General features: G+C 40.6%; 11 protein-coding genes. 1 reads left to right on the forward strand and 10 read right to left on the reverse strand.

What is annotated here, in order from left to right; all coding sequences use genetic code 11:
* Nucleotides 1-24: 24 nt before the first annotated feature.
* The 8 genes from CCK98_RS21475 to CCK98_RS21510 form a co-directional block, all read right to left on the reverse strand.
* Nucleotides 25-1,317, reverse strand: a complete 1,293-nt coding sequence (locus CCK98_RS21475; protein ID WP_088088448.1) for an MFS transporter — start codon at nucleotides 1,315-1,317, stop codon at nucleotides 25-27.
* Nucleotides 1,318-1,350: 33 nt separating this feature from the next.
* Nucleotides 1,351-2,526 (reverse strand): M24 family metallopeptidase, encoded by a 1,176-nt coding sequence (locus CCK98_RS21480; protein WP_088088449.1) that lies wholly within the window; start codon nucleotides 2,524-2,526, stop codon nucleotides 1,351-1,353.
* 39 nt (nucleotides 2,527-2,565) lie between these two features.
* A complete protein-coding gene (locus CCK98_RS21485; RefSeq protein ID WP_373408505.1) occupies nucleotides 2,566-4,017 on the reverse strand; it encodes an aldehyde dehydrogenase family protein in 1,452 nt (483 codons plus the stop codon).
* 80 nt (nucleotides 4,018-4,097) lie between these two features.
* The gene (locus tag CCK98_RS21490) at nucleotides 4,098-5,153 is read right to left on the reverse strand and encodes a homoserine dehydrogenase (protein ID WP_088088451.1); all 1,056 of its coding nucleotides are present in this window, start codon (nucleotides 5,151-5,153) and stop codon (nucleotides 4,098-4,100) included.
* The gene (locus CCK98_RS21495; protein WP_088088452.1) at nucleotides 5,143-6,390 is read right to left on the reverse strand and encodes a M20 family metallopeptidase; all 1,248 of its coding nucleotides are present in this window, start codon (nucleotides 6,388-6,390) and stop codon (nucleotides 5,143-5,145) included. The genes CCK98_RS21490 and CCK98_RS21495 overlap by 11 nt, the downstream gene beginning before the upstream one ends.
* Before the next feature lie 35 nt (nucleotides 6,391-6,425).
* Nucleotides 6,426-7,625 carry a cystathionine gamma-synthase family protein gene (locus CCK98_RS21500; RefSeq protein WP_088088453.1) on the reverse strand — a complete coding sequence of 400 codons (1,200 nt, stop codon included), beginning with the start codon at nucleotides 7,623-7,625 and terminating at the stop codon, nucleotides 6,426-6,428.
* A 16-nt stretch (nucleotides 7,626-7,641) separates the two neighbouring features.
* On the reverse strand, nucleotides 7,642-8,646 hold the full coding sequence (locus tag CCK98_RS21505) for a cyclodeaminase (protein WP_088088454.1): 1,005 nt from the start codon (nucleotides 8,644-8,646) through the stop codon (nucleotides 7,642-7,644).
* A 24-nt stretch (nucleotides 8,647-8,670) separates the two neighbouring features.
* The gene (locus CCK98_RS21510; RefSeq protein WP_088088455.1) at nucleotides 8,671-9,855 is read right to left on the reverse strand and encodes a M24 family metallopeptidase; all 1,185 of its coding nucleotides are present in this window, start codon (nucleotides 9,853-9,855) and stop codon (nucleotides 8,671-8,673) included.
* A 240-nt stretch (nucleotides 9,856-10,095) separates the two neighbouring features.
* Between CCK98_RS21510 and CCK98_RS21515 the strand changes: the two genes are divergently transcribed.
* Nucleotides 10,096-11,271, forward strand: coding sequence for a Xaa-Pro peptidase family protein (locus tag CCK98_RS21515; RefSeq protein ID WP_088090496.1), 1,176 nt, complete (start codon nucleotides 10,096-10,098; stop codon nucleotides 11,269-11,271).
* 74 nt (nucleotides 11,272-11,345) lie between these two features.
* Here the strand turns inward: CCK98_RS21515 and eutB are convergent, their stop codons facing one another.
* Complete coding sequence (gene eutB, locus CCK98_RS21520) at nucleotides 11,346-12,353, reverse strand: hydroxyectoine utilization dehydratase EutB (RefSeq protein ID WP_088088456.1); 1,008 nt, start codon at nucleotides 12,351-12,353, stop codon at nucleotides 11,346-11,348.
* 131 nt (nucleotides 12,354-12,484) lie between these two features.
* Nucleotides 12,485-12,736, reverse strand: coding sequence for a M20/M25/M40 family metallo-hydrolase (locus CCK98_RS36505; protein WP_373408506.1), 252 nt, complete (start codon nucleotides 12,734-12,736; stop codon nucleotides 12,485-12,487).
* Nucleotides 12,737-12,779 lie beyond the last annotated feature (43 nt).

The following is a 12,779-nucleotide window of genomic DNA, read 5'->3' on the forward strand; positions in this document are numbered from 1 at the left end:
TCTTCCGTTACTAATTCATTCCTATTAAATGATTAACTTTTTTCCAATTGAAGGATCACTTTCATTTTCACTAGCTATTTTCATAGTTTTCGGCAAATACATGATTGCTATTATTGCCATTAATGCGGTCCCCATCAAGAAGAAAGCAGGCATTAATTTATTTCCTGTCGACGTCTGTAAGGATGTAATGATGAAAGGTGCTCCCCCTCCAAAAATAGCTGTCGATACATTGTAGGAAACACCGTATGCTGTATTTCTTACTCGATTTGGAAACAACATTGGAAGTGTTGATGGGAAAACACCTATAAAAATTGCTACAATTACATCTAAAGCAAAATAACCTACCAAAGGGCCTGATGGCGCCCCGCTAGAAACGTAAGCGATGATTGGTATGGCTGTGAGAATCGTTAATCCAGCTGACAATAGAAGGAAGGGCTTTTTACCGTACCGATCGCTCAGTAAACCAAATATCGGAATAAGGATCAGCATTAATATCATTCCAAGAGTAGTTACAATCATTGATTTCATACTCGATAATCCAACTTGGTTCTCGAAATAGGAAGGAAGATAGGTCAATAAAGTGTAATATGCACCATTTGCGAACGCTACAACTAAAAATGAGATGACTAGAGGCTTTCTTGCTGATGAGAACATCTCTAAGAGAGGATTCTTCGACAGTGTGTTTTCTTTTTTCATTTTTATAAATGTCGGTGTATCATCAATTTTAGTTCTGACGTACATTCCTACTAATGCTAAAGGCAACGAACAAATAAATGGGATACGCCATCCCCAACTTGCCATATCATTAGCGCTAAGGGTGGCAGTTAGGATTGCTACAAATACAGATCCTATGATATAGCCCAGCAAGGACCCTGATTCAAGTAAACTTGTGAATAGTCCTCGGCGATTATTAGGTGAAGACTCATTCATAAAAACAGAAGCACCTGTATATTCCCCGCCTGCAGCTAGCCCCTGGGCGATACGTAGAATGATTAACAATACGGTGGCCGTAACACCTATTGATCCATAATTTGGAACAAAACCAAGTGCAGCTGTAGAAAGCGACATTAACAGAATCGTTACCACCAATATCTTCTTTCTACCCAAGCGATCACCGATGGAACCAAAAATCAAGCCACCCAACGGCCGAAAGAAGAACGAAATGGCAAACACCGCAAAAGCGTATAGTAAAGCAGTTGTACCGCTTCCTCCTGGAAAAAACTGGGCTCCAATAATTGCAGCAGTATAACTATAAATACCGTATTCATACCATTCAACGAGATTGCCTATTGCAGTAGCCATCGTAGCCTTCTTCATACATGCACCATCCCCTTTTTTAAATTCTTTTCGTTAAACAAACTCCTTTAAAGTCAGGTTTCTTGGAAGATTGGCAAAGGTTTCACAGCCATTTTCTGTGATTCGAATCGACTCGCTTACTTCAAAGCCATAATGGTCGAGCCACAATCCTGGGATTAGATGGAAAGTCATATTTGGCTGCAGAATGGTTTTGTCTCCTTTTCGAATGCTCACCGTATGTTCGCCCCAATCCGGTGGATAATTCAGACCCATTGAATATCCAAGGCGAGATTCTTTGACAAATCCACTTTTCTCGATTGTTTTTCTCCATGTTTCTTCAATTTCTTCACAAGCAATACCTGGACGAATCATCTCCAAGCAGGCATTGATGCCTTCGACCGCAACATTTGAAAGGGTTTCCATTTCAATCTTAGGTTTTCCTATTTGAACAGTCCGAGCCAATGGCGAATGGTACCTTTTATAACAGCCAGCCAATTCTAATATAACGGCGTCTCCATCTTTATAACGTTCATCTGTCCAGGTTAAATGCGGCGTTGAAGTTTTTTCACCTGAAGGCAAGAGCGGTACAATGGAGGGATAGTCTCCACCAAATTCTTCAGTTCCAGTGATTTGGGTATAAAAAATCTTTGCTGCAACGTCACACTCCCTGACACCCTCCTGGATCAAATCGATGCCAGCCTTCATCGCTTTTTCTACGATGACTGCCGCTTTTTGCATATATTCGATTTCAGCATCCGATTTTATTAGACGTACCCAATTTACCAGTAATGTAGCATCTGTAAATGATGCATTCGGCAATCCTTGTTTTAGCTGTAGATAGCACTTTGCTGTAAAATAATAATTTTCCATTTCAATGCCAATGGAGCGATTGTCCTGGCCAATTTCCTTTAAAATATTTGCCACAAAATCCATTGGATGTTTACTTTCTGATTGCACATAATCATCTGGGTAAGGAATGATATTATCACGATAAAGCCATGTTGTTACCTTTGCAGCATTGGCATCCATCTCACGCCCAATCCACAATGGTTGATCTTCATCAATGATTAGCACAAGCATTTGATGTACATAAAATGACCAGCCATCATAGCCTGATAGGTAACTAATATTGGCTGGATCCGTGATAAGCAGCACATCAATTCCTTTTTGCAACATACGTTCTTTTGTTTTCCTGATTCTCTCTTTATACTCAGATGTTGAAAATGACATCAAAAAATCCCTCCCATAATCTCAAGTTGTATTGTTTTCTCATGACCGGTCAGATAACTTAAAGCACACAACCTTTGGTTCGGTCATTTCCTGGATGGCAAATTTAATTCCTTCTCTGCCTAATCCAGATTTTTTAACTCCTCCGAACGGCATGGCATCAATCCGATAGTCACTGCTGTCATTGATCATAATGCCGCCAACATCCATTTGGGCAATGGCCTGGTGCGCTTTTTCAATATTTTTTGTGAATATTCCCGCTTGAAGACCAAAATCAACACTGTTAGATTCTTGAATAGCATGGTCTAAATCCTTTACTGGGTAAAGAAGAGCAACAGGTCCAAAAATTTCTTCTTTCGCTATTCTACAATTTTCCGGAATATTGGCTAGGACTGTTGGGGAATAGAACGCACCAGTTCGATTACCACCTGTTAAAAGATCAGCCCCTTTTTCGACGGCTTCATTAACCAAAGCTTGTACGCGCTTAGCTTCTCTTTCATTAATCAGCGGACCCATGTCGGTTTCTTGTAATTGTTTATCACCCACAATATATTGCTCTGTAAGTGTTACGAATTCTTTTTGAAAGGCAGCCATTATGCTTTCTTGAATATAGATACGCTGCACACCGAGACAATTTTGGCCAGCTGCCCAAAACGCACCGGAAACGGTTGATTCAACAGCTTCTTGTAGATCGGCATCTTCCAAAACTATCACCGGAGAATTGGATCCGAGTTCCATACTAATTTTCTTTAACCCAGCTTTACGAACAATGTTTTCTCCAGCTTCAAGTCCACCAGTGAAGGAAATCATCCGTATTGCCGGATGGGTTACGAGAACATCTCCAATCTCATGGCCGTATCCTGTTACGACAGATAATACTTTCGGAGGAAGTCCTGCATGTGCAAATGCTTCCGCAAGTAAAAGGGCGCTTAGTGGTGTTACCGTAGCTGGTTTTACGATAATTGCATTGCCGGCAGCGATAGCTGGCCCTACTTTGTGTGCAACTAGGTTTAACGGATCATTAAATGGAGTGATTGCAGCAATAATACCAATTGGGAAACGATAATAATACCCGATCCGGTTCTCGCTTCCTGGCATTTGGTCAAAGGAAATGGTTTCACCATTTATTCGTCTGGCCTCTTCTGCGCTGATTCTTAAAGTTTGAATACATCTGGTCGTTTCTTTTGACGCTTCCCTTATCGTTTTACTACCTTCTTTGGCGATGATGACAGAATATTCTTCTTTATGCGTTTCAATATAATCCGCGGCTGCGTTTATGACTCTCATTCTTTCGTGAACAGGCATTGCCGCAGCAATCTTAGCACCTTCCTTGGCTTCCTCAATACATCGAATCATATCTTCAGATGAAGCAGCTGGAACACTATCAATTAAGCTGTTATCTTGCGGATCACGCACTTCAATCATCTGGTCGCGTCCCACCCATTCGCCGCCAAGCAGCATCTTCTTTCCTGAAATTTGAACTGGCATTATCATTCCCGCCCTTCTCTTATTAACGTTAAGTATAAAAGTTTTGACTATGAGAATTGTCCAGATCTAGCGTCACTAAACGGGCGCTATACTGTTACCGGTTTACGTTCACGGTTGATATTAATCAAATCAATTAAAAGTGAAAATCCTGTTTCTGTTTTTCCTGCTCCCGCTCCACTTAAAGTAACAGGACCGAGTAGATCACACTCATAAGTGATCGCATTGACTGCGCCGCCAATCGATGCTAAGGAATCCGTGATATCCACTTTTTCAGGTGCGATTGAAGCGACTGTCCTTCCATTTTCCTTTTTGACTTTAGCAAGCAGTTTCCACCGTTTCCCTTCGGCCTTTGCTTCCTCTATGTCTTCTAACGAAATATCAGTAATTCCTTTGCAAGAAACATCTTCTACACTTAACGGGATACCCATGACATAGTTTGCCAGAATGACAATTTTATATCTTGCATCATAGCCTTCCACATCACTAGTTGGATCTGCTTCTGCATAGCCAAGCACCTGTGCTTCTTTTAGTGCATCTTCATAGGACACGCCTTCTTGCTCCATTTTTGTTAAAATATAATTGGTTGTTCCATTTAGAATTCCGCGAATTTCTTTGATTTCATTTCCAGCCAAGGTCATAACAGGCATTCTTAACGAAGGAGTCCCACTCATAACGGTGCCTTCAAATCCCCAATAAACACCATTCTTCTCGGCTATTTCAGATAGTTCCTGATAAGCAAGAGCTACCGGTCCTTTATTTGTCATGACTACATTTTTTCCGCATTCAAACGCTGCTTTGCAATGATCAATCGCAGGCTGCCCTGTTTTTACATCTGTATAGGATACCTCAATAATTGTATCTGCGTTTGTACCTTCGATGGTTTGCAGGCTGGTCCACCCAGTGATTAATCCAGGTGTATCAGGGTAATTTTCCAAATTCCCTGTTTCTTTTAACGTTTTTAGTACCATATTTAAATCAAGGCCATTTGGGTGATAGATCGACCCTTTTATGAAATCGGAAATGGCGACTACCGTTGCTTCAAATCCCTCTTTTTGTTTCAACTCTTCCTTTTTATCGAGCAAAATTTCTGCTAAACCCTGCCCAACTACACCAAATCCGATAAAAGCTAGTTTATGAGACATGTGCCTTTCCCTCCTTCTTAATTGTTAAATTAGATTCATCTTTCAAAAAGTTAACAGCCGTTTGTGCAAGAATAGATGTTCCCATCTCTAAGCTGTTTTCATCAATATCAAAGATCGGAGTATGTAAATCTCTTTGAATGCCATCGGCAGTGCCGCTTCCAAGGAAAAATAAGGCTCCTGGTATTTTTTGTGTCACATAGCCGAAATCTTCACCGCCCATGCCAAATGGACGTCTTACAATTTGACACTCTGGATACATCTCTTCTATGGATTTTAAAAAGAAACCGTTTACACGAGAATCATTATGTAAAGCTGGTTCCCCCCTTTCAACTTCGAGCGTATAACTTCCACCCAAAGATTCAACCACAGATAGAGCTTTATTTAATTCCGAACTCAATAAATCCCTGACCTCTGGCGTATAGCTGCGAATCGTTCCTGAGATATTCACTTCATTTGGAATAATGTTGCTTGCAGTTCCCGCATGGATCTGACCAATACTTATGACACCAGCTTCCAATGCTGGTATTTTTCGAGCCACGATACCATGTAATGCTTGCATGAAAATCCCAAGCATCCAGATTGGATCTGTTCCTAGTTCAGGATAGGCGCCATGACCGCCCGTTCCAAAAATTTTCGCCGTAAACACATCGACATTTGCCATGCTGTATCCATCGTTTACTTGTGCTACCCCAACAGGAAGCCAGGGGCACATATGAAGGGCGATGGCCGCATCTACCTGGTCATAGGCACCCGCTTGAACCATGTATGGCGAACCTGATTGCCCTTTTTCATCCGTACATTCCTCAGCTGGCTGAAAAATAAATTTAACCGTTCCCTTTAACTCTTCCTTTTTAAATTTATCTGCAAGAAGATGGGCTGCTCCAAGTAAAATCGCTGTGTGGGCATCATGACCGCATGCGTGCATTACGCCTTCATTTTTTGATCTAAAATCATGCGTGTTCTCTTCCTTAATCGGCAGCGCATCCATATCCGCACGGATGGCAATAACCGGTCCCTCTCCTGACGTTAATGTAGCCACGACACTCGTTTCTACGCCAATGCCAGTTTCAACCTGTAATCCATCAATTTTCTTCAGCGTTTCAGCAACAAATTTTGAGGTCCCGAACTCGTGAAAACTGAGTTCGGGATGTTGATGAAACAGGCGCCGCCATGAAATAATTCTTTCTGATAACTCGTTTGCTTGTATAACGATCGGGTGATCTTTACGTTCCGGCATCTCCTGTTTTCCTCCTAAAAATGGACTGAAAGCTATTAAACTTTTAAAATACTTTCAACATGATTGAAGGCTTGCTCGAAATCTGCAAGGATGTCTTCGATTTCTTCAATACCACAAGAGATTCGAATCAGTCCTTCCGGAATTCCCATTGCAGCACGTTCTTCTGGAGTACATTCAACATGGCTTGTTGTACGGGCTGGCCCAACTGTTGTTTCTACGGCACCTAAATTTGCTGCGCGGTTGGCATATTGTAATTTAGGAAGAAGATCACGAACGGTGTCCACCCCGCCCTTAACGGCAAAGCTAAGCATTCCGCCAAAGTTTCTCATTTGTTTCTTTGCAACATCATGGTGTGGATGAGTTTCAAGACCTGGATAATACACTGCCTCGACCATATCCTTTGTCTGTAAGTATTTTGCAAGGGTCATCGCATTTTCACATTGCTGGCGAACACGTAGATGAAGTGTTTTCATTCCGCGTAAAATAAGATAGGCTGCCATTGGATCCATTGTTGCTCCATTAATTTCACGGAAATGGTAGATCTTTTCAACAAGTTCCTCAGACCCACAAACTACACCGCCTAACGCGTCCGCATGTCCTCCCAAAAACTTTGTCGCGCTATGAATGACCAAATCTGCACCTAAGGCTATTGGATTTTGATTAATTGGTGTACCAAAAGTGTTATCAACAACAACAAGTGCCCCAGCAGCTCGCCCTGCTTTTGCCATCCGTTCAATATCGGTAATTTTCACTGTTGGGTTTGTTGGTGTTTCCAAATATAAAATTTTGCAGCCTTTGGCAACTTCTTGTTCGATTTGGTCGTGGTTTCCTGTTTCACATAAGGCCACTTCAATTTCTTGGCGCGGCAGGAATTCAGTAAAGATTTTATTTGTTCCGCCATATGTGTCTTTAATTGAAACAATGCGGTCACCAGGTACTAAAAAGGTGGAAAGTGTATTGCTGATTGCTGCCATCCCTGTTGAAAAGCTTGTCGCTGCTTCTGCACCTTCAAGAATTTTGATTTTATCTTCAAATGCTTGCACGGTAGGATTTGTATTGCGTCCATAAATATGGCCTTTCTTCTTGCCAATTGCCACATCATACCATTCATCCATATCGTCATAACCATAAGCTACGCTTAAAACAACAGGAACTTGTGTTGCACCATGTACTAAATAATCTTTTTCTCCTGCCCATACTGCTTGCGTTCCCATTTTTGGTGTATTGTTTGTCATAAATACCACTCCTCAATTAGTTTTTTAGCAACATATCGCTGCCTTTAATTTTTACACCTAAATTCCTTCTCTTCATTTCTTGATAAGCAAACAGGGCAATAGCTGTATCCTGTACACCTGTACCTGTTAAATCACAAACCGTAATTTGTTCATCGTTTGTTCTTCCTTCCACTTTCAAGGATGTAAGTTCACCCAATTCAATAATTGGCGCGTTTTCTGTAAGTACACCTTGAGTTAGTGCATGATGTAATTCCCCTAAACGGGCGCATTGTGCTTTTGTATCACAGACCAGCAAATCAGCGTTAACTAAAATTTCTGCTTCTAATTCTTGTTTATGTTCCGCATCCGAACCCATTGCTGTAATGTGGAGTCCGGGATGGGGCCATTCTGCTTTTATAATTGGTTCTTTTGATGGGGTTGTCGTAATTACGATATCACTGTTTCTAACAACAGTTTCTGCACTTGGTACTGCGACAACTTCCATTCCTAATTCTGCTGTCATTTCGACTGCAAATTCTTGAGCACGTTCCGCTGAGCGAGCGTAAACTAGAACCTTATTAAACTTTCTGACAAGACCTAAAGACCTGAGTTGAAATTTTGCTTGACTGCCTGCACCTATTACACCCACTGTTTCAATGGATTCTTTAGAAAGATATTTTGCCGCCACCGCACCTGCTGCTGCCGTGCGAACATCTGTTAAGTACCCATTATCTAAAAGAATAGCTTCTGGAACTCCAGTTTGGGTGCTGATTAATATCATCATTCCGTTACCGCTTGGTAAACCAAGCTGATAATTATTAAAAAAACCGGAAGAAATTTTTATCGCAAACATTTCTTTATCTTTGATGTAGGCAGTTTTCACATCAACTTCGCCATTTTGGTCCTCAATGTCCACTCTCATGATTGGTGGCATCATAACCTCATTTTTTGATAGTTTGGTAAAAGCGTCTTCTACTACTTTTACTGCCTCATCATTGATTTGTATGTATTGCTTAATTTCCTGTTCGGTAAAAATAAACATTAGTTTTTCACCTCCTATAAAACTTTACTTTGTGACTTGAAACCCCTTTAACGTCAAGTCTCTTGAGACATTGGCAAATGTTTCACATCCAGTTTCAGTAACCCGGACCGACTCACTTACTTCAAAACCGTATTTGTCCAACCATAATCCTGGTATAAGGTGGAAGGTCATATTTGGCTGCAGGATCGTTTTGTCACCTTTTCGAATGCTCATGGTGTGTTCGCCCCAATCAGGTGGATAATTCAGACCCATTGAATATCCAAGACGCGAATCTTTCACAAATCCACTTTTTTCGATGGTTTTTCTCCATGTTTCTTCAATTTCTTCACAAGCAATGCCTGGGCGAATCATCTCCAAACAAGAATTTATGCCTTCTACGGCAACACTTGAAAGGGTTTTCATTTCTTCCTTTGGTGTTCCAATCTGAACTGTCCTTGCTAGCGGTGAATGATACCTTTTATAGCAGCCCGCAATTTCCAAAATAACTGCGTCTCCACTCTTATATCGTTCATCCGTCCAAGTTAAATGTGGTGTTGAGGTTTTTTCTCCGGATGGCAAGAGCGGTACAATAGAAGGATAATCCCCGCCAAATTCTTCTGTTCCGGTGATTTGTGTATAGAAAATCTTGGCTGCTACATCACATTCCCTAACACCTTCTTCAATCAAATCTATGCCAGCCTGCATCGCTTTTTCTACGATTTTGGCTGCCCGCTTCATGTATTCAATTTCCGCATCCGACTTTATTAGACGAACCCAATTGACTAGTAATGTGGCATCAGTAAAGGTGGCATTCGGCAATTCCTTTGTGAGCTGTTGATAACATTTGGCTGTGAAATAATAGTTTTCCATTTCTACGCCAATCGAGCGCTTATCCTGCCCTAACTCTTTTAATCGATCAGCCACGTAATCCATTGGATGCAAGATATCCGACTGAACATATTCATCTGGGTAAGAAATGATATTTTCGTGCGAGAGCCATGTTGTTACTTTGGCACCATTGGCATCCTGTCCTCGTCCAATCCATTTCGGTTGATCTTCATCAATGATGAGGACAAGCATCTGGTGAACATAAAATGACCACCCATCATAGCCAGAAAGGTAATTCAGATTGGCTGGGTCTGTAATAAGGAGGACATCGATTCCTTTTTGCAGCATCCTTTCCTTTGTTTTACGAATTCTTTCTTTATACTCAGCTGTTACGAAAGACATATCCATGCACTCCTATCTGCCTTTGACTCAATTTTTAGAATATTTTCATTTGTCTGGTTCATTATACGAAATACGATTTATGTTTTTCATCTGACAGATTGTATGAACGTTTTTTCTTCTTTCTAGTCAAATTTATCAAAATGCACTTTTATCGGGATTTTATTCCAACAATCTGTAGGATGATTGTTACACTCTCTTTTCAGTATGATGAAAAAAGAATATGAAATGGAGGTAGTCGAAATGTTACCATTTGAAAAAACGGAATATCAGGAACGAGTAAGAAAAGTAAAGACAAGTATGGAAGAACAAGGGATCGAAGTATTATTAATTACTGATCCCTCAAATATGAACTATGTATCGGGATATGATGCAATGTCCTATTACGTACCTCAGGGAGTAATAATTGCAACATCATTAGAGGAGCCAGTATGTATAGTCAGATTGCAAGATTTGTATTGTGCTTCGGAAACCACATGGATGTCTGAAGAAAACTTCATTGCCTATCCTGACAAATATTTGTGGGAGCCAAAGGTCTTGCACGTAATGGATTTTATTGGCGGCTTTTTAAAAGAAAAAGGACTTCATAATAAAAAAACAGGACTCGAATTTGATGCTTACTATTTTAACGCACATTGGTATAACCGATTAGAGAGAAGTTTGCCAGATGCGACCTTAGTAGATGCTACAGCACTTGTCAACTGGATAAGAGGACAAAAATCCGTTAGAGAATTAGAATACATGCAGATAGCAGCTAGAATTGTAGAAAAGACCATGTATAATGCCATCGAGGGAATTGGAGTGGGTGTAAGAGAATGCCATGTTGCAGCTGAAGTATATAGTGACTTAGTGAAAGGAACAGGAGTGTATGGTGGTGAATATCCGTCACTTGCACCTGTTATGCCTGCAGGAGAAAGAACAGCAGGAGCCCACTTCTCTTGGACCACAGAAGGAAAATATCAAGATAGTCAGTTAGTCTATATGGAACTATCAGGAAGTTACAAACGCTATCATGCACCGTTAACAAGGACCATCTTTATTGGGGAACCTCCTGAGAGAGTAAGAGGAACAGCCAAAATCGTAATTGAGGGATTAAACGTTGCACTATCGGCAGTAAAGCCTGGAGTCACATGCGAAGAGGTAGAAAAAGCTTGGCAAACAACTATCAACAAATACGGTTTAGAAAAAGAATCTAGGATGGGCTATACGGTTGGCTTAGGCTATCCACCTGTGTGGATGGAAAATTCAGCATTTTTTAAACCAGGGGATAAGACCGTCCTAAAGCCAAATATGACGTTTCATATGATGCCTGGGATGTGGCTGGATGGATATGGCGTAGCTATCACAGAAACGATTAGAGTTACTGAAAGTGGTTGCGAGACAATTACGAGATTCCCAAGAGAGTTGTTTGTTAAGTAGATTCATTTTAATACAACAAAAAACAGATACTTCCTAATCCTGTGGTTAGGGGTATCTGTTTTTTTATATCCTGCTTAGTTTTCAGATGTATACTTTTGAATGACCGAAAGTAATACCGAAAGATCAACGTTATGACCACTAATAATAACAGCCAAATCACCCTCTTGGTGAGGGATTTTTTTTCCTAATACTGCCGCAATTCCAGTCGCTGCTGCCCCTTCCATAATGATTCTGTGCTTATCCATCATAAAAGCCATACTATAGGCAATCTCCTCTTCAGGAACCAGGACAACATCATCCATATATTTCTGAACCATTTGAAACGTGTATTGATTATCAAGTCCGATTCCACCAAGTAAACTATCAGCAAGCGTCTCACTTTCATCAAGAATTACCGGTCTGCCGGCCTGTAAGCTTTCATACATAACAGCTGATTTTTCCATTGAGACACCTGTTACTCGTATATTCTTATCATTAGATTTCAAGGCTAAGCCAATTCCAGAGAGCAGTCCGCCACCTGAAAGCGGAACAATCACATCTGTTAACTGAGGAAGTTCCTCCAACAATTCCAACCCTATCGTTCCTTGTCCTGCGATAACATGAGGGTCATCAAAGGGTTCTATAACGGTTAATCCCTTCTCCTTTTCTAATTCATAACACCGCACTCCGGCATCATCTTGACTGTCGCCAACGATTTCAATTTGAGCACCCAGCCTTTTAAGAGAGTCTACTTTTGCCTTTGGCACCCGATTAGAGATACAGACAACCGCATCAATTCCAAGCTTCTTCGCAATATACGCTACTGCCATCCCATGATTTCCTGTTGAAAACGTTGCAACCCCGCGTTTTTTTTCTTCTTCATTCAAACTTAGTATTTTATTAGCGGCCCCTCTCACTTTAAATGCTCCAACCTCATGAACATTTTCCAGCTTTAAATAAACATGTCGACCGATTTTTTCTGATAGAATGGAAGAATGAATGATTGGTGTTCTGTTAATAATCGTGCTTATTCGTTTTCTTGCTTCCCAAACATATCGTATGTCCATATCTTTGGTTTCTTTTATTTGTTTAGTAAAAGTCATCCGTTCCCCCTCCTTAATCTAAAACTATGTATTTATATTATTGATACTAAATCCATCTATTAGAGATTTCCATTGCCAAAACTGACTATAATACAAAGAAACTTTTCATACAGTTTTACATAAAATTTCATCTATTCCAAATACTTCATAGCCATTTGACAAAACCATTCCGCTGCTTTAGGTAACACACTTTCATCAATCTGAAAATGAGGATGATGATGTGGATACATTGGTTTGTTCGGATCTCCTGCACCCACAAAACAAAAAGCGCCTGGAACCTCTTTGAGGTAGTAAGCAAAATCTTCGCCAACCATATTCGGTTTCATGATTCCTGTAAATTCAAATCCGAACAGATTATTTGCGACATCTAAGCTAAGCTTCACTTCTTTTTCGTGGTTTACAACTGATGGATATCCACACTGATAA

Source organism: Bacillus sp. OV166, assembly GCF_900177675.1.
GTDB lineage: Bacteria > Bacillota > Bacilli > Bacillales > Cytobacillaceae > Neobacillus.

Bases quoted from the DNA above. Each gene is read 5' to 3' on its own strand.
- CCK98_RS21515 (WP_088090496.1), top strand. From the start codon at position 10,096: ATGTTACCATTTGAAAAAACGGAATATCAGGAACGAGTAAGAAAAGTA.
- eutB (WP_088088456.1), bottom strand. From the start codon at position 12,353: ATGACTTTTACTAAACAAATAAAAGAAACCAAAGATATGGACATACGA.
- CCK98_RS21495 (WP_088088452.1), bottom strand. From the start codon at position 6,390: ATGCCGGAACGTAAAGATCACCCGATCGTTATACAAGCAAACGAGTTA.
- CCK98_RS21510 (WP_088088455.1), bottom strand. From the start codon at position 9,855: ATGTCTTTCGTAACAGCTGAGTATAAAGAAAGAATTCGTAAAACAAAG.
- CCK98_RS21505 (WP_088088454.1), bottom strand. From the start codon at position 8,646: ATGTTTATTTTTACCGAACAGGAAATTAAGCAATACATACAAATCAAT.
- CCK98_RS21500 (WP_088088453.1), bottom strand. From the start codon at position 7,625: ATGACAAACAATACACCAAAAATGGGAACGCAAGCAGTATGGGCAGGA.
- CCK98_RS21490 (WP_088088451.1), bottom strand. From the start codon at position 5,153: ATGTCTCATAAACTAGCTTTTATCGGATTTGGTGTAGTTGGGCAGGGT.
- CCK98_RS21485 (WP_373408505.1), bottom strand. From the start codon at position 4,017: ATGATAATGCCAGTTCAAATTTCAGGAAAGAAGATGCTGCTTGGCGGC.
- CCK98_RS21475 (WP_088088448.1), bottom strand. From the start codon at position 1,317: ATGAAGAAGGCTACGATGGCTACTGCAATAGGCAATCTCGTTGAATGG.
- CCK98_RS21480 (WP_088088449.1), bottom strand. From the start codon at position 2,526: ATGTCATTTTCAACATCTGAGTATAAAGAGAGAATCAGGAAAACAAAA.